Raw genomic sequence first — 18,297 nt, forward strand, 5'->3', positions numbered from 1 at the left:
GACTCCAAAAAGATCTGCTTGCTACGCCTCTGCCGTGTTGTTCTTGTTATGTCAGAGCCGTTACCTGTTGTTTTTATTGGGTGTCACATTTTTTTTGTTCTTGTACCAAAGATATAGCAGGGTGCGTGCCAACTTTTTAAAGTCCTTTAAAATCAAGCACCTAGCGATTTCGTCGAAATCGCCGGGCCTGAAATTTTGTCGATTTGTTTCCCTGTTACCCGATTTTTTGCTGTGGAGCGTGGGGCCGGTAACACTTCACCCACATGTATGTGACACCCGTGTGACTTACTGCGCGTTGCGCGCCCGCGCTACCCGCGACCCATTGCCGCGGCCGAGCACATCGCTGATGCGTTGGCCGGCGGCGATCAGCCGGTCCAGGTCGATACCGGTAGCAATGCCCAGCCCCTGCAGCAGGTACACCACATCTTCCGTGGCGATGTTGCCGGTAGCGCCTTTGGCATAAGGGCAGCCACCCAGCCCTGCCACCGAGCTGTCGAACACATTGATACCTTCGAGGAGGCTGGCATAGACGTTGGCCAATGCCTGGCCATAGGTATCATGGAAGTGCCCGGCCAGTTGCTCGCGCGGTACCAGGGCCGAAACCACCTCGAAGAGGCGCCGGGTATCGCCGGCGGTACCTGTGCCAATGGTGTCGCCCAGCGACACCTCGTAACAGCCCATGTCATGCAGGGCGCGGGCCACCGGGGCCACCTGTTCGGCGCTGACCTTGCCTTCATAGGGGCAGCCGAGTACGCACGACACATAGCCGCGCACGCGTACACCATGGCTGCGCGCGGCCTCCATGATCGGTTCGAAGCGCTTGAGGCTGTCGCTGATCGAGCAGTTGATGTTGCGCTGGGAGAACGCTTCAGAGGCCGCTGCGAACACCGCCACTTCCTTCACCCCTGCAGCCAGGGCGTCCTCGAAGCCGCGCAGGTTTGGCGCCAGCGCCGCATATGTCACACCGGGGCGCTGCTGGATACCGGCGAACACCTCGGCGGAACCGGCCATCTGTGGCACCCACTTGGGCGAGACGAAGCTGCCCACCTCGATATAGGCCAGGCCCGCTGCGGTGAGGTCGTCCACCAGGCGCACCTTGTCGGCAACGCTGATGGGCTGGGCTTCGTTCTGCAAACCGTCGCGGGGGCCTACTTCGACCAGACGGACTTCTTTGGGCAAGGACATGGCGGGTTTCCTGTGGCGTTCAGCGGTTGTCTTTGTTGTTCAGGGTGGCGGCCAGGGCTTGTTCACAGCGCTCCTGGGCGGTGTCCAGTTCCAGTTGCATCTGGTGGATGTCAAGCATCTGCTGTTCCAGCTGGGCGCGCCGTTCGGCGATTTTCGCCAGCATGCTGTTGAGCTGTTTGAGGTTGCCGCTGGTGGGGTCGTACAGCTCGATAAGCTCGCGGCACTCGGCCAGCGAAAAGCCGATGCGCTTGCCGCGCAGGATGAGCTTCAGGCTGACCTTGTCGCGCGCCGTGTAGATACGTTCCAGGCCTCGGCGTTCGGGGCTCAGCAGGCCCTGCTCCTCATAGAAACGGATGGCACGGGTGGTGATGTCCAGCTCGCGGGACAGGTCGGAGATGCTGTAGGTCTGGGTGCTCATGCTGGGGCTCGGCGTGGGGTATGCGGTTATCCTGACTGCAGGTTGACGTATACGTCAAGCAGGGCCTGAAGATGCGTGTTGCCTGCACCGGCCTCTTCGCGGGCCTGACGCAATCCCTGTGGGAGCGGGCAGGCCCGCGAAGAGGCCGATGCAGGTAACCACATTTCATTCCGGCTGCACCGACCGACGATAGCCATTGGGCGTCTGCCCACTCAAGCGCTTGAACCAGCGGGCAAAGTACGTCGGGTCGGTGAACCCCAGGCTGTCCGACAGCTGCCCGATGCTCATCCGCGTGTAAATCAGGTTGCGACGCGCCTCCAGCAACAAACGCTGGTGCAGCACCTGCAGCGCAGTCTGCCCACTCAGCGCCCGGCACAGCTGGTTCAGTTGCAGGCTCGGAATATTCAGTCGCGCGGCGAAGTCCTCCATCGACAGGTGCTCGCGGTAATGCGCTTCGACCAGTCGCAGGTACTGCCCCAACAACTGGCGGTCACGCTCATCCCGATTTCGCGGCGCTTGACCCAGCTGCTGGCGGCGGCTGATCCACACCATCAGCGCGGTGACCAGCGCTTCGAGCATGGCCGCCCGCGCGGGGGCATTGCCCTGGTATTCCTGCTGCAAGGTGCTGATCAGGCTGCGCAGGTGCACGCGGTCCTGGCCCAGCGGGTAACACGCCGGTTTCGCAAGCACCGTCAGGGGCGCGCCCAGGCGCTGTTCCAGGTTCGCCACCAGTGCCGTGCCAAAGGTCAGCACATACCCCTGGATATCGGCACTGAAGCGAAAGCCATGCACGGTCATCGGCGGCACCACCTGGATCGCCGCCTCGCCGATGGCACTGCGCACGCCTTCGACCTCAACCTGGGCCTGGCCGCGCTGTACGTAAAGCAGCTGGAACAGTTCGGCATGCTGATGCGGCTTGATTTCCCAGTGGTGCAAACGGCTACGTGCCGGGATGGACTCGCAGTGCAACAGGTCGGTGCCGGGCCAGGCCGTGTTTTCACCATACAGCTTGAACAACGGGACGCCGGGGAGGGTGGATTTCATGCGGGCAAGCCTGTCCGTTAATCGAACGATTTTTGTAAAAGTGCAGGTTATTCATGGAATAGCACACTTAATGGGCATTTTTTGCCAGTAAAAATGCAAGGGCAAACCCTAACAGCAGATGCCGCCCCACTGCCAGTCCAGGGCCGGCATCGTCCGAACAGAGACAACAACAATGAAAACTCAGGTTGCAATTATTGGCGCAGGCCCGTCTGGCCTGCTGCTAGGCCAACTGCTGCACAAGGCCGGTATCGATAACGTCATCGTAGAGCGCCAGACGCCCGAGTATGTACTTGGCCGCATCCGCGCTGGTGTGCTGGAGCAAGGCACGGTCGATCTGCTGCGCGAAGCCGGTGTGGCCGAGCGCATGGACCGTGAAGGCCTGGTGCACGAAGGTGTCGAGCTGCTGGTTGGCGGGCGCCGTCAACGCCTGGATCTCAAAGCCCTGACAGGTGGCAAGACGGTGATGGTGTACGGCCAGACCGAAGTCACCCGTGACCTGATGCAGGCCCGTGAAGCCACAGGTGCACCGATCATCTATGCCGCCAGCAATGTCCAGCCGCATGAGCTTAAGGGCGAGAAGCCATATCTGACCTTCGAAAAAGATGGCCGGGTGCACCGGGTGGACTGCGACTATATCGCTGGCTGTGACGGCTTCCATGGCGTTTCGCGACAGAGCATCCCCGAGGGCGTGCTGAAGCAGTACGAGCGGGTTTATCCATTTGGCTGGCTGGGCCTGCTGTCGGACACACCGCCGGTCAATCACGAGCTGATCTATGCGCACCACGAACGTGGCTTCGCGTTGTGCAGCCAACGTTCGCAGACACGCAGCCGCTACTACCTGCAGGTACCTTTGCAGGACCGTGTCGAGGCGTGGTCTGACGAGCGTTTCTGGGACGAACTCAAAGCCCGTTTGCCCGCCGACGTAGCAGCTGATCTGGTGACTGGCCCAGCGCTGGAAAAAAGCATCGCGCCGCTGCGCAGCCTGGTAGTCGAACCCATGCAGTATGGCCACCTGTTCCTGGTAGGTGACGCCGCGCACATCGTCCCACCCACCGGTGCCAAAGGCCTGAACCTGGCAGCCTCGGACGTCAACTACCTCTACCGCATTTTGGTCAAGGTATACCGCGAAGGTCGTACCGACCTGCTTGAGCAGTATTCGCCGCTGGCCCTGCGCCGGGTATGGAAAGGCGAGCGTTTCAGCTGGTTCATGACCCAGCTGCTGCATGACTTCGGCAGCCACAAGGATGCCTGGGACCAGAAGATGCAGGAGGCTGACCGCGAGTACTTCCTGAACTCCCCGGCGGGCTTGCTGAACATTGCCGAGAACTATGTGGGGCTGCCGTACGAAGAAGTAGTCTGAGGTTCTGTGCTGCCTGTGCTGGCCCCATCGCCGGCAAGCCAGCTCCCACAGGTACTGCACATGACTTGAATACGATGCGGTCAACGTGGGAGCTGGCTTGCCGGCGATCACGGGCGAAGCCCGTGCCATGCAAACCTTGCCTACTGGGCCAGCAACGCCTCCATCTCCCGGTACCCTCGCTGGCGCGCATGCTCCAGCGCGGTGACCCCATCCTTGTCGGCAATCTGCCGGTCCGCCCCCGCCGCCAGCAGCCGGCGCACGATCTCCACATGCCGCGGTCCGCCATCCCCCAGGATCACTGCCTCCATAAGCGCGGTCCAGTGCAGGCGGTTCAGGTGGTTCACGTCCACCCCGGCATCGATCAGCATCTGCACCGTCTCGACATGGCCGCGCTCGGCCGCAGGGATCAACGCAGTCCCCCCGTAGCGGTTGGTACTCTTGAGGTTGGCACCGTGGCTCAGGGTCAGCCGCAGGATATCGTTCAGGCCTCGGGCGCCGGCATACAGATAAGGGCTGTCATTGATGTTGTCTTTGGCGTTCACGTCGGCACCGGCCTGGATCAGTGCTTGCGCCGCCGCCACCTGGTTGCCGTGGGTGGCCACCAGCAGGGCAGTGCGCCCCTGCTCATCACGGCTTTCCAGCCGGGCACCTTCTGTCAGCAACTGTTGCAGGGTGCGCACGTCGTCCTGGCGGGCGGCGTTGTGCAGGCGGTTGTCCATGGTGGTGTTCTCGGCGTGGGCGGCAAGGCTGGTGAGCAGGGCGAACAGCATGGTTGTGAGTGATCTACGCATGGAGTGGCTCCTGATTGACCTGCCTGCATCCTAGAAAAATCGCACAAAGTCTTGAAGTTAAGTTTGCGCATGACCGACAGTGGTCTGCTGAATAGACAAAGCAGGAAGCAAAACGATGAAGTTCTCCTCACCGCTGATGAGCGCGCTGTGCCTGGCGATCGCGAGTGGGTGGGCCTGTGCCGAGCAAGTGTTGCCCGCGCCACCCGAACTGGCCTCCGGCTACCGCACTGGCTTGCAGCCGGTGCACGCCAGCCGGCATATGGCCGCCGCTGCCAACCCGCTGGCCACCGAAGCGGGGCGGGCGATGCTGCGTGCCGGTGGCAGCGCCATCGACGCGGCCATCGCCATGCAGATGGTGTTGACCTTGGTCGAGCCGCAATCCAGCGGCATTGGCGGTGGAGCCTTTATCCTCTACTGGGACGGCACGCGCGTGCAGGCTTTCGACGGCCGCGAGGCAGCCCCGTCGCAGGTCACGGAAAAGCTGTTCTTGCAAGCCGATGGTTCACCGATGCCGTTCCGGTCGGCACAGATCGGCGGGCGTTCAGTGGGTGTGCCTGGGGTTCTGCGCGCGCTGAAGCTGGCCCACGAGCAGCACGGCAAGCTGCCTTGGCAGCAGCTCTTTGCCCCGGCCATTGCGTTGGCACGTAACGGCTTCGCGGTTTCCGAACGCCTTCACACACTGGTGGCGGGCGACCCGTATATTGCCCGTTCACCGGCCATGGCTCGCTACTTCCTGGATAAAAACGGCAAGCCGCTGGCGGTGGGCACGACGTTGCGCAACCCCGAACTTGCGCAAACGTTCGAGCAGATTGCCGCGCACGGTCCGCAGGCGTTCTACACGGGTGAGATCGCCCGGGCCATCGTGGCCAAGGTGCGCAGCCATGCCAATGCCGGGTACCTGTCGTTGCAGGACCTTGAGCAGTACACCGCCAAAGAGCGCGAGCCGGTGTGCGGCACCTACAAGGCCTGGCGCGTCTGCGGCATGCCGCCGCCATCGTCGGGTGGGGTAACTGTGTTGCAGACGCTGGGTATGCTTGAAGCCGTGCAGCGCGCCACGCCAGAGCGCGATCTCGCGGATTTGCGGCCCCTGACGAACACGTCCCCGTCAGGCCTGGAGGCCTCGCCGCTGGCCGTGCACCTGATCGCCGAGGCAGAGCGCCTGGCCTACGCCGACCGCGCTCAGTACCTGGCCGACAGTGATTACGTGCCGGTCCCGGTCAAGGCCCTGACCGACCCCACCTACCTGGCCAGCCGAGCAGCGCAGATCGGCGAGCACAGCATGAAGCGTGCTCGGCCGGGCCAACCGCAAGGCGCCGACCTGGCCCTGGCTCCCGACCGCTCGCCATTGCGCATTTCTACTTCGCACCTCAGCGCAGTGGATGACAGTGGTCAGGCACTGGCCATGACCACCTCGGTGGAGGCCGCGTTCGGTTCGCACCTGATGGTCAAGGGCTTCCTGCTCAACAATCATCTGACGGACTTCTCGTTCATCCCCCGGGAACACGGCAAGCCCGTGGCCAATCGGGTGCAGCCGGGCAAGCGGCCACTGTCAGCGATGGCGCCGACGCTGGTGTTTTCGCGGGCCTCTGGCGAGCTTGTGGCCAGCCTTGGTTCGCCAGGGGGCTCGCAGATCATTGGCTACGTGAACAAGGCGCTGATCGGCTTGCTGGATTGGCAGCTCGACCCGCAGCAGGCGGCCGGCCTGCCCAACTTCGGCAGCCGCAATGCCGGCACTGAAGTGGAAGCCGGGCTGGCCAGCCAATCGCTGATCCGCCAATTGGCAGCCTGGGGCCATGAGGTCACGCCGATGACCATGACCAGCGGCATGCAGATCATCCAGCGCAGCGGCGATGGCTGGTCCGGTGGCGCCGACCCTCGGCGGGAAGGTGTGGCCCTTGGCGACTAGCCGTGATAGAACGCAGTCTTGCCATTCAGCAGTTGAATACCAAGATGTCTATCAGCGTGAAATCGAATAGAGCCCTGTTCGACCTCGACCTGCTACGCGCCATTGTGGTGGTGGCCGATTGCGGTAGCTTCACCACGGCGGCGGCGCGCCTGCACTCGACCCAATCGACCATCAGCCAGAAGGTGCGCCGCCTGGAAGACATGGTCGGCCATCGCCTGTTGGTGCGGGGTAACCGCGATGTGCTACCAACCGACGCCGGGCAGACCTTGCTGGGCTACGCGCGGCACATGCTGGCGCTGAATGACCAGATGCTCGAAGCCCTGGCCGGGGCGATGGTCGGCACCACCGTACGCCTGGGCGTGCCCGAGGACTTCGTTGGCGGGCGCACCACCAATGCGCTGTCGGCCTTCAGCCGGCTGCACCCGCAAGTGAAACTGGAAGTGACCAGCGGCCTGTGCCGCGACCTCAGCCAGGCCTACGACAACGGTGAACTCGACCTGGTGCTGCTCAAGCAGCGGCGCAACACCCGGGAGGGCGTGGCTTGCTGGCCCGAGCGCCTGCAATGGATCGACAGTGCGCGCACCCCCGCCTTCGAGCTGGACCCGATCCCGCTGGTTACCTTCCCGCCGCGCGGCTTGTACCGCGAGGACATGATCAACGCTATCGAAAGCATGGGCCGGCGCTGGCGCATCAGTTTCACCAGTTCCAGCCTCAGCGGTATCCAGGCGGCAGTTGCCGATGGCATGGGCATCAGCCTGCTGCCACCAAGGGCAGCCACGGGTGAGCACCGGGTGCTGGGAGCAGGGCAGGGGCTACCGGAGGTCGACAGCTATGAAATCGTCATCGTCCACCGGCCGACAGCGGATGTGATGGTCAAGGCGTTGGCCGAGGTCATGACGCAACTGCTGGCGGGCGGCGGGATCTGACACGGCCTTACGAACTGACGCGTTCTTTGTGGGGGCGCCCCGGCAGGGCCGCTCCCACAGGAGATCGAGTCGGCCGAGGGTGGATGGGTCAGGCGCAAGCCGCCGCCAGGCGTGGCGACAGGTGAATGCCGGCAATCATGCAGCGCACCGAGCCGCCGGCCATCTCAATGGTCGGCACGTCCAGTGGCACCAGCCGCGCCGAGCGCTCGATGCGCCGGCGTTGCTCGCTGGTCAGGCTGTCGAAGGCCTTGCGTGACAGCGCCAGAATACGCCCGTCACGCCCGGACAGTTCGATGGCATTGCCGGCAAACTGGCCGATCTGCTGGTTGCTCAAGTCAATCACATCGCGGCCCGATTCGATCAGCCGCATGCGCACTTCCTCGGCCCGCGCCTTGTTGGTGAACGTGCCAAAACCCACCAGTGCAAACTCGGTCGCCACGCACATCAGTACGTTGGTGTGGTAGATCGGCGTGCCTTGCTCGTCGGCAGTGTCGAATACCATCGGCTCGAAGTTGAAGTGCGTGCTGAAGCGCTCCAGGGCAATCGGGTCGGCACGGTTGGAGCGTGCGGTGTAAGCCACCCGCGACAGGTGGTCGAATACCATGGCGCCGGTCCCTTCGAGGAACAGCTCGTCCTGCTCCAGCCCTGAATAATCGATTACATCCTGCACGCGGTACTCATGCTTGAGCATCTCGATCACATCGGCGCGCCGCTCGCGGCGGCGGTTGCGCGAGTACATCGAGTAGATCGCGATATGTCCACCGGGGTGGGTCGAGAACCAGTTGTTGGGGAACACCGAGTCCGGGGTGTTGTGCTCGCCAAAATCGTCGAACAGGTGTACGCGAACGCCTTCGGCCTCGAGGCGGCCGACGGCCTGGGTGACTTCATCACGGGCAACCTCGGCGAGCGCCTGTGCGGCGAGGCTGGGGTTGCTGCGCTGGAATGAGTTGTCGGCTGCGGTTTCCGGGTTGGGGGTGAACGCATGTGGCCTGACCATGACCACTGCTGCAGGTGCTTGAATCGAACGCGTCGGGAATGCCATCTGGAAGTACCGGGTAGGAAGCGGGGTTAGGCAACGCGTCGGATGCGGCTTTTGGCAGCGCGGCCGCGGGTGTGGCTGAACAGGTCTTTCGGGTCGTCTTCCACCCATGGCACCAGGTCGATCTTCGTGCCCATGCCGCGCTTTTCGGCCTGCTGTAGTACGTAACGTAGTACGGTGTAGTCCTCCAGGGCGAAGCCCACCGAGTCGAATACGGTGACCTGGCTGTCGCTCTGGCGCCCCTCGGTCTCGCCGCGCAGCACACGCCACAGGTCAACCACCGGGAAGTCAGCGGGCAGCTGCTGGATGTCACCTTCGATACGGGTTTGCGGCTCGTACTCGACGAACACCCGGGCGTTGCGCAGCACATCGGCGTGCAGTTCGGTCTTGCCCGGGCAGTCTCCCCCCACGGCATTCAGGTGCATGCCGGGTTCGAGCATGTCAGGGGTGATGATGGTGGCGTAGGCCTTGTCGGCAGTGACCGTGGTGATGATGTCCACGCCTTTCACCGCCTCGGCCACCGAGCCGGCCCGGCGAATGGTGAGGCCGCTGTATTCCTTGAGGTTGGCAATCAGCTTGGCGGTGGCCAGCGGGTCGGTGTCGTAGGCGACGATTTCTTCGATGCCCAGGTGCTTGTGGAAGGCCAGCGCCTGGAATTCGCTTTGCGCGCCGTTGCCGATCAGCGCCATCTTGCGCGAGTTCGGTCGGGCCAGTGCCTGGGCTGCCATCAGCGAGGTAGCCGCAGTGCGCAGGGCGGTGGCAATGGTCAGTTCGGACAGCAACACCGGGTAGCCGGTTTCGACATCGGCCAATACGCCGAAGGCCATCACGGTATGCAGGTCACGCGCGGTGTTGGCCGGGTGGCCGTTGACGTATTTGAAGGCGTAGCGGCTGTTGTCGGCGACCGGCATCAGTTCGATCACACCCACTTCCGAATGGCTGGCAACCCGTGCGGATTTATCAAACTCCTGCCAGCGTTTGAAGTCTTTACGAATGGCCGCAGCCAGCTCGCCTATGAACGGCGCTACGCCAATGTCGTGCACCAAGTCCGACATGGTTGGAACATCAATGAAATACGTCATGCTCTTGCACCTTGTTATTGTGCGCTGCCCTCTGGATATTGCAGGGTGAGCGCTTAGGGTTATCGAAGTGTCGCCGGCTCGAATATTTTGATGAAAGGTTGCGTCAACAGGAAGAATGCAGGTTGCCAGTTTCGCCAACTTTCTAGACAATCTGCCACCCCAAAGTAGCAATATGATTATTTGGCAGGCATATGGACACTATCGATCGGGAACTGATTGCGCTGTTGCGGGACAATGCACGTACCCCCGTGCTGACCTTGGCAAAAAAACTCAAGGTGGCCAGGGCAACGGTGCAAAACCGCATCACCCGCCTCGAAGAGCAGGGCGTGATCATCGGCTACACGGTACGCTTGCGCTCCGATGCGCTGGACCAGGGCGTGCGGGCGATCACCAGCATCGGCATCAGCGGCCACCACGCCGCAGAGGTCAAGCACGCGCTGCGTGGGCACCCCAACGTGGTGGCCATTCACACCACCAATGGCCGCTGGGACCTTATGGCAGAGCTGCGCGCAGACACCCTTGAAGCGTTCGACCGGGCGCTGAACACCATTCGCTCCATCCCGCACATCGAGAATACCGAGACCAGCATCCTGCTCTCCACCTACAAGATGTGACCGCTGGGTTAGGCCATTTGACAGGCACATTGCGCAAACTGTCACCCAGGCTTCCCACAGTGCAAAAAATCCCTTTGGCTGTGTGCATTCTGTAGCGTTCCGCTTGGCCCGGGCCACTGGCAGAATGAAACTGTTTTCGTGCAACGGTACAAGGCGCACCACCCAGGGTGCGTTTCAAACAATAAAAAAGCCCGCAGCGAAGTTGCGTCGGGCGTGAGTGTACGTTTTCGTTATTACCTGCGCTTTTATCATTTTCAATGACAGTGAACTTGCACCTTGGTGCCAATTAAATGGTGCGGCGCGGGGCGCTGAAGTTTTACCAAAAAAGAATAAGAGGTCGACTATGCATCAAACGTGCAATGCGCAAAGCGCAGCTCCGCAAGAGGGCCGAGTGCTCAAGCGACGGCTGGAAAACCGACACATACAGCTTATTTCGATCAGTGGCGCCATTGGTACCGGTTTGTTCATGGGCTCGGGCAAGATCATTGCGCTGTCTGGCACTTCAATCATCCTCGTCTACGCCATCATCGGTTTTTTTGTGTTCTGCATCATGCGCGCCATGGGCGAGATGCTGCTGGCCAACCTGCAGATGGAATCGTTCGCCGACCTAGTGCACAACTACCTGGGGCCACGGGCCGGTTACATTCTCAGCTGGTCGTACTGGCTCAGCTGGGTGGTGGCGGCGGTGGGCGACGTGGTGGTGGTCGCAGGGTTCGTGCAGTACTGGTACCCCGATGTGCCTACCTGGCTACCGGCTTTTGGCACCATGTTCCTGTTGCTGGGCCTGAACATGCTGGCGGTGAAGGCCTTTGGTGAAGTGGAGTTCTGGTTCGGCCTGATCAAGATCGTCGCCATCGTGCTGCTGGTGGTAACCGGCCTGGTGATGGTCGCCACCTCCTATACCTCGCCGGGCGGGGTGACGGCGTCGTTCAGCCACCTGGTGGCGCCTGGCGTGGTCATGCCGCATGGCATCCTTGGCTTCCTCGCCGGGTTCCAGATCGCTATCTTCTCTTTCGTCGGCACCGAGCTTATCGGCACCGCAGCGGCCGAGGCTAAAGACCCCGAGAAGACCCTGCCGAAGGCAATCAATACCATCCCCGTACGTATCCTGCTTTTCTACATCTGTTCGCTGGTGTGCATCATCAGTGTGGTGTCCTGGGCCAATGTGCCGGCCAACCGCAGCCCGTTCGTTGAATTGTTCCTGCTTGGCGGGTTGCCCGCTGCTGCTGGCATCATCAACTTCGTGGTGCTGACCTCTGCGGCCTCGTCGGCCAACAGTGGCGTCTACTCGGGCTCGCGCATGCTCTACGGCCTGTCGCACCAACAACAGGCGCCGACGGCGTTCGGGCGCCTGTCCGGCTCGGGTACGCCGGTGCGGGCGCTGGTGTTTTCCGGGGTGTGCATGGCGATTGCGCTGACGCTGCTGTTCGTGATCCCGGAAGTGATGACCGTGTTTACCCTGGTGTCGACCATTTCCGCGGTGATGATCATCGTTACCTGGTCGCTGATCCTGCTGTCCTATTTCGCTTACCGCCGACAGAATCCGCAGGCGCATGAGCAGTCCAGGTTCAAGCTGCCCGGCGGCAAGGTCACCGCCGCGCTGGCGCAGCTGTTCTTGATTTTCGTGCTGTGCCTGCTGGCGCTGGAGCCGGACACCCGCACGGCGTTGTACGTGATGCCGTTGTGGTATGCGGGCCTGTTGCTGGCCTATCGACGCAGGACCAAGGCCTCTGCGCAACCGCAGACAGCGACTGCTACATAGCACCATGGGGCTGTTGCGCAGCCCATCGTTGGCAAGCCAGCTCCCACCTGAACTGCGCGAGTCGCAAGATTCGCGCTGTACCTGTGGGCGCTGGCTTGCCGGCGAGACACCTCAAGGCTGGCGTTCAGCAACCGCCCGCAACGTCCGCAACGTCACCACCGGTGCATCCACCACGAACCGGTTGGCCAGCCAGCCGGGCACATCGCCGGCAGGGTCGGCCTGCAACTGGTAGGTCACCTCCGTCTCGCGCTCGCCCAGTGGTTTCATCCGCCACTCACCGCTCAGATGCTGCACCCGGATCAGGCCATCCACCTCGGGGATCCTGTCGGGCTCGGCACTCAGGCGCCGCAGCAGGGTGCCGTCATCCAGGCGTTCGCTGGTCACTTTCAGCACAATGTCCCGCGGCATCGTCGGCCACGGCAGGTTGGTGGTCAGGTACACCCAGGTATTGGCGCCCTCTACTTCCAGCAAACGCATCTGGTCACAGGCGTATAGCCATTTGCAGGCTACCCGCAGGTTCTCTTGTAGGTCGGTGAGGGTGCGCACGCTGGCTTTCATGGTGCTCACACCACGAAACTGCTGGTAGGACGAGTCAGCCGCCCCACTGAGGTAAACGCGGATGCCTTCGCGGTCGTAGGCCAGGTTCCAGTCATCGGCGGCCGGGGCAGGGGTACACAGCATCAGTGCAGTGAGCAGCAGGCAGCGGTTCATGGCCGGTACCGCGCGGGGGGTGGGTGTTTGAGTATGCGCGGCAAACAGAAAGCCCGCCAGGTTGGCGGGCTTGCGGGCATCAGCCTGGGCTTAGCGCTTAGGGTTCAGCGTCAGGTGCACGTGACGGTTCACGTCTTTGTACAGCAGGTAGCTGAAGTTGCCTGGGCCGCCGGCGTAGCAGGCTTGCGGGCAGAAGGCGCGCAGCCACATGAAGTCGCCGGCTTCCACTTCGACCCAGTCCTGGTTCAGGCGGTACACCGCCTTGCCTTCCAGTACGTACAGGCCGTGTTCCATCACGTGGGTTTCAGCGAACGGGATCACGCCGCCCGGCTGGAAGGTGACGATGTTCACGTGCATGTCGTGGCGCATGTCGGCCATGTCGACGAAACGGGTGGTTTTCCAGCGGCCTTCGGTGCCCGGCATCTCGATGACGGTGGCGTTGTCGCGGTGGGTGACGAACGACTCCGGTACGTCCAGGCCTTCAACTTTCTGGTAGTGCTTGCGCAGCCAGTGGAAGGTGACGTTGGACTTGCTGTTGTTGCGCAGGCTCCACTCGGCGCCCGGGGCCAGGAAGGCGTAGCCGCCTGGTACCAGGGTGTGGTGTTTGCCTTCAACGGTGATGTCCAGCTCGCCTTCGACAATGAACACCACGGCTTCGGCGTTAGGGTCCAGCTCAGGGCGCTCGCTGCCGCCTTCCGGGGCCAGCTCGACGATGTACTGGGAGAAGGTTTCGGCAAAACCGGTCAGCGGGCGGGCGATGACCCACATGCGCATCTTGTCCCAGAACGGCAGGTGGCTGGTGACGATGTCACGCATCACGCCCTTGGGGATGACCGCATAGGCTTCGGTGAACATGGCACGGTCAGTCAGCAGCTCGGTTTGAGCCGGGTGCCCACCGTGGGGGGCGAAGTACGAATGGTTCGACATGGACAATCTCGACTTGTTGTTCTCTCCCCGTGCCGTGAACCGCACCGGCCGGTGCGGCGCAGGGGATGTGGCAACAGAATAGGGTCGAGCGCGCGCCATCCACAAATTAAATGTTGGAATACCCGGTATTTGATCGCTGAATGTCGACCTGGCGTCCGGCGTGCTGTTCCGGCAGCCGATCGCCTTGGCCGAACAGTTTGTGGCGCAGGGTGCCTTCGGCGTAGTTCGACGGGTAGCGGCCGCGGCGTTGCAGCTCGGGCACCAGCAACTCGACCACGTTGGCCAGGTCGTCAGGCTGCACGGCGTAGGTCAGGTTGAAACCGTCGATGCCGGTCTGGTCCAGCCAGCTTTCCAGCTGGTCGGCGACTTCGCTGGCGGCGCCTGTCAGTACCGGGCCGCGACCACCCAGGCCAACGAACTCGGCGGCCTCGCGTACGGTCCAGCGGCGGTTCGGGTCGGCGGCGGTAAACGCGGCCAGGGCGGCGCGGCCGGCGTCGTTTTCGACGTATTCGATCGGCGCATCGGGGTCGAGGCCGGCAAAGTCGATGCCGGTCCAGCCCGACAGCAGCGCCAGGGCGGCATCCAGGTCGACATAGCGACGGTATTCGGCGAAGCGGGCCTCGGCCTCTTCCTTTGTAGGGGCGACGATCAACAACGCCTGGGCATAGATCAACACCTCATCACGACCCCGCCCCGCGGCCTCGCTGGCCTGGCGAATGCCGTCGGCGTAGCGGCGCAACACGGTGGGGGTCGGGCCGCTGATGAACACGCATTCGGCGTGGCGTGCGGCAAACTGCTGGCCGCGTGCCGAAGCACCGGCCTGGAACAGCACCGGCGTGCGCTGCGGCGACGGTTGGCACAGGTGCATGCCGGGTACCTGGAAGTGCTCGCCCACATGGTTGATAGGGTGCACCCGGGTTGGCTCGATGTAGCGCCCGCTGTCACGCTCCAGCAGCACCGCGTCATCGTCCCAGCTCTTCTCCCACAGCTTGTACAGCACCTGCAGGTATTCCTCGGCCAGGTCGTAGCGCTGGTCGTGGCCCAGCTGGCGCGCCAGGCCGAGGTTGCGCGCGGCGCTGTCGAGGTAGCCGGTGACGATGTTCCAGCCGACCCGGCCATTGCTCAGGTGGTCGAGTGTGGACATGCGCCGGGCGAACGGGTAGGGGTGCTCGTAGGTGAGCGAAAAGGTGACGCCAAACCCCAGGTGCTCAGTGACGCCGGCCATGGCTGGCACCAGCAGCAGCGGGTCGTTGACCGGTACCTGCACGCCACCGCGCAGGGCGGCTTCAGGGCCGCCCTGGTAGACGTCGTAGATGCCCAGCACATCGGCAATGAACAGAGCGTCAAACAGGCCGCGTTCCAGCAGGCGGGCCAGGTCGGTCCAGTAGCTCAGGCGGTTGAAGGCCACACTGGTATTGCGTGGGTGGCGCCACAGGCCGGGGGACTGATGGCTGGCGGCGTTCATGCTGAACGCGTTGAAGCGGATCGGGCGGGGCATGTCAGGTGCGCTCCGCTCAAGGCAACACGGAAGCCGGGTAGACCGCGTCGGCCACCTGCAACTTGTGGGGAATCAGGCCCAGGCCCTGGAAGGTGTCAGCCAGTTTCTGTTGTTCGGCGACGATCTGCGGGGTGATGGCCACGGCGTTGTAGTTACGGCGTTCGCTGGCCACTTCAAGCACGTTGGCGTTGATGCCCAGCTGCGGGGCCAGCAGTGCGGCGACCTCTGCAGGCTTGGCGTTGGCCCACTGGCTGACTTTGCCCAGTTCGGTAAAGAAGGTTTTCAGCAGCGCACGGTGCTGGTCGGCATAGCTGGCGGTGGACAGGTAGAAGGTGCGGTTGTTGGACAGGCCGCTGCCGTCACGCAGGTTTTTCAGGCCTGGCTGGCTTTCTGCTGCGGCGAGGAACGGGTCCCACAGGGTCACGGCCTGCACGCTACCCGACTGCAAGGCGGCCACGGCATCGGCGGCATTGTTCACGTAGGCGGGGGTGATGTCCTGGTAACTCAGGCCGGCCTGTTCCAGCGCGACGGCCAGCAGGTACTGGGCATTCCAGCCGCGACCGGTGGCGACGCGTTTGCCTTTCAGGTCCTGCACGCCGGCCACACGGTCCTGCTCGCGTACCACCAGGCCGATGCCGCGTGGATAAGGCTGCTCGGCGGCCAGGTACACCACCGGTTTGCCGGCCGCCTGGGCGAACACCGAAGGTGCGTCGGCGGCGTGGCCGAGGTCGATGGCGCCGGTGCTCAGGGCTTCGAGCAACTGCGGGCCGGCGGCAAATTCGTGCCAGCTGACCTTCACGCCTTGCGGGGCCAGGGCCTTTTCCAGCGCGCCGCTGCCTTTGAGGATGTTGATGCTGTTGAACTTCTGGTAACCGATGCGCAGGGTCTTGGCGTCGTTGGCCAAGGCTTCGGACCAGGGCAGCAGGGCACTGGCGACACTGGCCAGCAGGCCGCCGATCAGCAGGCGACGAAGCGGGGAGAAGGCACGGATTGGCATGGGTTTGCTCCTTGAAACCGGGTGGGAAGCGATGCGCCCAGACTAAGGAGATGGCGTTTGGCTTTCAATTTTTATATTCCGTTTCGTTAGATTGTTTTGTTATTTTTATATCCTTTTGTTTTGTAACGCTTTGCATTCTTCGACATTTTTTTCACATTCGCTTGCTAGCATCGCCGGCATTCCCAAGGAGCCCTACATGCCGCAATTCCTGCGCAAGCGCAGCACCCGCATCGCCCTGACCGCCACTACCGGCGTGCTCACCGCCACCTTGGGTTTCTTTGCATGGCAGAGCTTCTACCCGGTCCAGGCCGCCTCCGGCTGGGATGTCGAGGTGCTGCATCGTGATGTGGCCAAGGCCGCATCGCTTTTGCCGCAAGCGGATGGCAGCCTGCTGGTCAGCCGCGAGCTGGATGATGGCCGCGGCAGCATCCTCAAGATCACCGCGACCGGCGACCGTGTCGTGGTGGTCGACAATCTTTCCAAGCCCGATGGCATGGTCGCGGCACAAGGCGGATGGGTGTTCAGCCAGGAAGGCGGTCAGGCGCCTGTGAGCCTGGCCCGCGATGGCCAGGTTACCCACCTGTTCGACGGTGAAAGCGTGCAGGGCCTGTGGAATGACGGCAACCACCTGTATGCCATCGAAGACCGCAAGGGCAATGGCCGCCTGATGCGTTATGACTGGGCCAGCGGCCAGCTTGATGTGCTGCGTTCCGGCCTGACCGAAACCGAAGGCCTCACCCGCTGCAACGATGGCCGCTTGCTGTACACCGAAAAAGCCAATGGCAAGGTTCGCGCCCTGTCTGACGATGGCAAGGACCCGGTGGTGGTCGATGGGCTGCGCAACCCCACCTTCCTGTTCTGTGACCAGCGTGGCCTGTGGGTCAGCGAAGACAACACCCACCGCGCACGCTTGTTGCTCATCGACGCTGACGGCGTCCAGCACGCCATGCTGACCTTCCTGAAGGCGCCGCAGTCGATCGTGGCGGACGGCAAGGGCGGCTACCTGTTGGCCGAAGGCGGGCGTAACCGCGTGCTGCACCTGACCCCGCCACCCGCGCACGACACCGCCCAGCGTTAGCTGGGCAGGCGCCGCTTGCGCGCCGGCAGCAGGCCCAGCACCAGCATGCAGCCGAGCAGAATCACCAGGCCACCCGCCGCCTGTAACAGGCTGAGCGCTTCATTGAGAAACAAGGCGCCCACCAGTACCGCTACCAGCGTGACCACGAATTCCACGCTAATGGCGCGGGTGGCGCCGATCCGTGCCACCAGGCCGAAGTACAACACGTAGGTGGTGGCGCTCATCACTGCGCCGCTAATCAACAGGTAAAGCCAGTCGCCTGCTTGTGGCATGCTGGGCACCGGTACTACCAGCAATAGCGGCAGGGTCAGCAGCCCGCCAGCCAGGAACGCGCCGCAGGTGACCGTCCACGGGTCCTGGCCGCGCAGGTGCAGGCTGGCGTAGTTGCTGCCATAGGCGGCGCTGATGGCGCCAAGCAGCGAGGCGATGCAGCCGTGGATGAAGTTGTCATCGACCGCGCGGGCCGGAAAACCGACCAACATAGCGATGCCGGCAATGCCCAGCAGCAGCCCGGCCAGGCCTTGCGGGGTTATTTTCTCCAGCCCCCAGACCCGCCCGATCAGCATCGAGAACAGCGGAATGGTGGCGACAAAAATCGCCGCCATCGCCGTACCGATGCGTGGGGTGGCGTACGACATGCCGATCAGTTGCCCGGCCACCGTGGTCGCGCCTACCACCAGCAAGGGCAACAGCAGCGGGCGCAGGCGCAGCGGGTGGCCCAGCAGGGCTGCGAGGGCCGCCAGGGTGCCGCTGGCAATCAGTGCCCGCAGGCTGACCGCGCCCACCCAGCCAAAGGCATGCACCACCTTGAGCAACACCAGGAACGAAAAGCCCCAGGCGATGGCCAGGAACATATAGGCGGCGAGGTCGCGCGGTTGCATGAGGCAGGGTCCATCCAGGGCAGGGGCAGGGGCAGGGGCAGGGGCAGGGGCAGGGGCAGGGGCAGGCTAGCGGGTTGC

At 63.1% G+C, this 18,297-nt stretch carries 17 protein-coding genes; 6 read left to right on the forward strand and 11 right to left on the reverse strand.

Going from position 1 to position 18,297, the window contains the following annotated elements; all coding sequences use genetic code 11:
• Positions 1 to 285 precede the first annotated feature (285 nt).
• From E8E78_RS05210 to E8E78_RS05220, 3 genes are all read right to left on the reverse strand, one after another.
• On the reverse strand, positions 286 to 1,185 hold the full coding sequence (locus tag E8E78_RS05210; RefSeq protein ID WP_049276616.1) for a hydroxymethylglutaryl-CoA lyase: 900 nt from the start codon (positions 1,183 to 1,185) through the stop codon (positions 286 to 288).
• Between the two features lie 19 nt (positions 1,186 to 1,204).
• The gene (locus E8E78_RS05215; RefSeq protein ID WP_016487404.1) at positions 1,205 to 1,603 is read right to left on the reverse strand and encodes a MerR family DNA-binding transcriptional regulator; all 399 of its coding nucleotides are present in this window, start codon (positions 1,601 to 1,603) and stop codon (positions 1,205 to 1,207) included.
• A gap of 165 nt (positions 1,604 to 1,768) precedes the next feature.
• Positions 1,769 to 2,647 carry a helix-turn-helix domain-containing protein gene (locus E8E78_RS05220; protein WP_049276617.1) on the reverse strand — a complete coding sequence of 293 codons (879 nt, stop codon included), beginning with the start codon at positions 2,645 to 2,647 and terminating at the stop codon, positions 1,769 to 1,771.
• Positions 2,648 to 2,819: 172 nt separating this feature from the next.
• On the opposite strand from E8E78_RS05220, the gene pobA reads away from it, so the two are divergent.
• The gene (pobA, locus tag E8E78_RS05225) at positions 2,820 to 4,007 is read left to right on the forward strand and encodes a 4-hydroxybenzoate 3-monooxygenase (RefSeq protein WP_016499374.1); all 1,188 of its coding nucleotides are present in this window, start codon (positions 2,820 to 2,822) and stop codon (positions 4,005 to 4,007) included.
• A 140-nt stretch (positions 4,008 to 4,147) separates the two neighbouring features.
• On the opposite strand, the gene E8E78_RS05230 is transcribed toward pobA, so the two are convergent.
• Positions 4,148 to 4,798 (reverse strand): ankyrin repeat domain-containing protein, encoded by a 651-nt coding sequence (locus tag E8E78_RS05230; RefSeq protein ID WP_053092297.1) that lies wholly within the window; start codon positions 4,796 to 4,798, stop codon positions 4,148 to 4,150.
• Positions 4,799 to 4,913: 115 nt separating this feature from the next.
• On the opposite strand from E8E78_RS05230, the gene ggt reads away from it, so the two are divergent.
• Positions 4,914 to 6,704, forward strand: coding sequence for a gamma-glutamyltransferase (gene ggt, locus E8E78_RS05235; RefSeq protein ID WP_049276619.1), 1,791 nt, complete (start codon positions 4,914 to 4,916; stop codon positions 6,702 to 6,704).
• 44 nt (positions 6,705 to 6,748) lie between these two features.
• The gene (locus tag E8E78_RS05240; protein ID WP_016487399.1) at positions 6,749 to 7,630 is read left to right on the forward strand and encodes a LysR substrate-binding domain-containing protein; all 882 of its coding nucleotides are present in this window, start codon (positions 6,749 to 6,751) and stop codon (positions 7,628 to 7,630) included.
• Positions 7,631 to 7,718: 88 nt separating this feature from the next.
• Here E8E78_RS05240 and E8E78_RS05245 read toward each other — a convergent pair whose 3' ends face one another.
• Together E8E78_RS05245 and E8E78_RS05250 are read right to left on the reverse strand one after the other, a co-directional pair.
• Positions 7,719 to 8,627: an arginine deiminase-related protein gene (locus E8E78_RS05245; RefSeq protein WP_059395382.1), complete on the reverse strand. Its 909-nt coding sequence runs from the start codon at positions 8,625 to 8,627 to the stop codon at positions 7,719 to 7,721.
• Between the two features lie 71 nt (positions 8,628 to 8,698).
• The gene (locus tag E8E78_RS05250; protein WP_232876462.1) at positions 8,699 to 9,751 is read right to left on the reverse strand and encodes an ornithine cyclodeaminase; all 1,053 of its coding nucleotides are present in this window, start codon (positions 9,749 to 9,751) and stop codon (positions 8,699 to 8,701) included.
• 191 nt (positions 9,752 to 9,942) lie between these two features.
• Between E8E78_RS05250 and E8E78_RS05255 the strand changes: the two genes are divergently transcribed.
• Both E8E78_RS05255 and E8E78_RS05260 read left to right on the forward strand, forming a co-directional pair.
• Complete coding sequence (locus E8E78_RS05255) at positions 9,943 to 10,365, forward strand: Lrp/AsnC family transcriptional regulator (RefSeq protein WP_016499380.1); 423 nt, start codon at positions 9,943 to 9,945, stop codon at positions 10,363 to 10,365.
• Between the two features lie 343 nt (positions 10,366 to 10,708).
• The gene (locus E8E78_RS05260; RefSeq protein WP_041167696.1) at positions 10,709 to 12,127 is read left to right on the forward strand and encodes an amino acid permease; all 1,419 of its coding nucleotides are present in this window, start codon (positions 10,709 to 10,711) and stop codon (positions 12,125 to 12,127) included.
• A gap of 111 nt (positions 12,128 to 12,238) precedes the next feature.
• On the opposite strand, the gene E8E78_RS05265 is transcribed toward E8E78_RS05260, so the two are convergent.
• The 4 genes from E8E78_RS05265 to E8E78_RS05280 all read right to left on the reverse strand — a co-directional run bounded on the left by E8E78_RS05265 (position 12,239) and on the right by E8E78_RS05280 (position 16,260).
• Positions 12,239 to 12,838, reverse strand: a complete 600-nt coding sequence (locus E8E78_RS05265; protein WP_061204125.1) for an START domain-containing protein — start codon at positions 12,836 to 12,838, stop codon at positions 12,239 to 12,241.
• Positions 12,839 to 12,928: 90 nt separating this feature from the next.
• The gene (locus E8E78_RS05270; RefSeq protein WP_016499386.1) at positions 12,929 to 13,765 is read right to left on the reverse strand and encodes a bifunctional allantoicase/(S)-ureidoglycine aminohydrolase; all 837 of its coding nucleotides are present in this window, start codon (positions 13,763 to 13,765) and stop codon (positions 12,929 to 12,931) included.
• 106 nt (positions 13,766 to 13,871) lie between these two features.
• Positions 13,872 to 15,263, reverse strand: a complete 1,392-nt coding sequence (locus tag E8E78_RS05275) for an LLM class flavin-dependent oxidoreductase (protein WP_197863816.1) — start codon at positions 15,261 to 15,263, stop codon at positions 13,872 to 13,874.
• Positions 15,264 to 15,279: 16 nt separating this feature from the next.
• A complete protein-coding gene (locus tag E8E78_RS05280; protein WP_049277488.1) occupies positions 15,280 to 16,260 on the reverse strand; it encodes an aliphatic sulfonate ABC transporter substrate-binding protein in 981 nt (326 codons plus the stop codon).
• Positions 16,261 to 16,456: 196 nt separating this feature from the next.
• Here E8E78_RS05280 and E8E78_RS05285 point away from each other — a divergent pair, with 196 nt between their 5' ends.
• Positions 16,457 to 17,338 (forward strand): hypothetical protein, encoded by an 882-nt coding sequence (locus E8E78_RS05285; RefSeq protein ID WP_016499389.1) that lies wholly within the window; start codon positions 16,457 to 16,459, stop codon positions 17,336 to 17,338.
• On the opposite strand, the gene E8E78_RS05290 is transcribed toward E8E78_RS05285, so the two are convergent.
• Positions 17,335 to 18,219 (reverse strand): DMT family transporter, encoded by an 885-nt coding sequence (locus E8E78_RS05290; protein WP_280337094.1) that lies wholly within the window; start codon positions 18,217 to 18,219, stop codon positions 17,335 to 17,337. The genes E8E78_RS05285 and E8E78_RS05290 overlap by 4 nt on opposite strands.
• Positions 18,220 to 18,297 lie beyond the last annotated feature (78 nt).

The organism is Pseudomonas sp. BN505, assembly GCF_029873175.1.
GTDB classification, from domain to species: Bacteria; Pseudomonadota; Gammaproteobacteria; order Pseudomonadales; family Pseudomonadaceae; genus Aquipseudomonas; species Aquipseudomonas putida.

What these genes read in the sequence shown, in the direction of transcription:
- E8E78_RS05290 (WP_280337094.1), bottom strand. Translation starts at nt 18,219, where the DNA reads ATGCAACCGCGCGACCTCGCCGCCTATATGTTCCTGGCCATCGCCTGG.
- E8E78_RS05240 (WP_016487399.1), top strand. Translation starts at nt 6,749, where the DNA reads ATGTCTATCAGCGTGAAATCGAATAGAGCCCTGTTCGACCTCGACCTG.
- E8E78_RS05285 (WP_016499389.1), top strand. Translation starts at nt 16,457, where the DNA reads ATGCCGCAATTCCTGCGCAAGCGCAGCACCCGCATCGCCCTGACCGCC.
- E8E78_RS05270 (WP_016499386.1), bottom strand. Translation starts at nt 13,765, where the DNA reads ATGTCGAACCATTCGTACTTCGCCCCCCACGGTGGGCACCCGGCTCAA.
- E8E78_RS05265 (WP_061204125.1), bottom strand. Translation starts at nt 12,838, where the DNA reads ATGAACCGCTGCCTGCTGCTCACTGCACTGATGCTGTGTACCCCTGCC.
- E8E78_RS05250 (WP_232876462.1), bottom strand. Translation starts at nt 9,751, where the DNA reads ATGACGTATTTCATTGATGTTCCAACCATGTCGGACTTGGTGCACGAC.
- ggt (WP_049276619.1), top strand. Translation starts at nt 4,914, where the DNA reads ATGAAGTTCTCCTCACCGCTGATGAGCGCGCTGTGCCTGGCGATCGCG.
- E8E78_RS05255 (WP_016499380.1), top strand. Translation starts at nt 9,943, where the DNA reads ATGGACACTATCGATCGGGAACTGATTGCGCTGTTGCGGGACAATGCA.
- pobA (WP_016499374.1), top strand. Translation starts at nt 2,820, where the DNA reads ATGAAAACTCAGGTTGCAATTATTGGCGCAGGCCCGTCTGGCCTGCTG.
- E8E78_RS05260 (WP_041167696.1), top strand. Translation starts at nt 10,709, where the DNA reads ATGCATCAAACGTGCAATGCGCAAAGCGCAGCTCCGCAAGAGGGCCGA.
- E8E78_RS05230 (WP_053092297.1), bottom strand. Translation starts at nt 4,798, where the DNA reads ATGCGTAGATCACTCACAACCATGCTGTTCGCCCTGCTCACCAGCCTT.
- E8E78_RS05215 (WP_016487404.1), bottom strand. Translation starts at nt 1,603, where the DNA reads ATGAGCACCCAGACCTACAGCATCTCCGACCTGTCCCGCGAGCTGGAC.
- E8E78_RS05210 (WP_049276616.1), bottom strand. Translation starts at nt 1,185, where the DNA reads ATGTCCTTGCCCAAAGAAGTCCGTCTGGTCGAAGTAGGCCCCCGCGAC.
- E8E78_RS05245 (WP_059395382.1), bottom strand. Translation starts at nt 8,627, where the DNA reads ATGGTCAGGCCACATGCGTTCACCCCCAACCCGGAAACCGCAGCCGAC.
- E8E78_RS05275 (WP_197863816.1), bottom strand. Translation starts at nt 15,263, where the DNA reads ATGCCCCGCCCGATCCGCTTCAACGCGTTCAGCATGAACGCCGCCAGC.
- E8E78_RS05280 (WP_049277488.1), bottom strand. Translation starts at nt 16,260, where the DNA reads ATGCCAATCCGTGCCTTCTCCCCGCTTCGTCGCCTGCTGATCGGCGGC.
- E8E78_RS05220 (WP_049276617.1), bottom strand. Translation starts at nt 2,647, where the DNA reads ATGAAATCCACCCTCCCCGGCGTCCCGTTGTTCAAGCTGTATGGTGAA.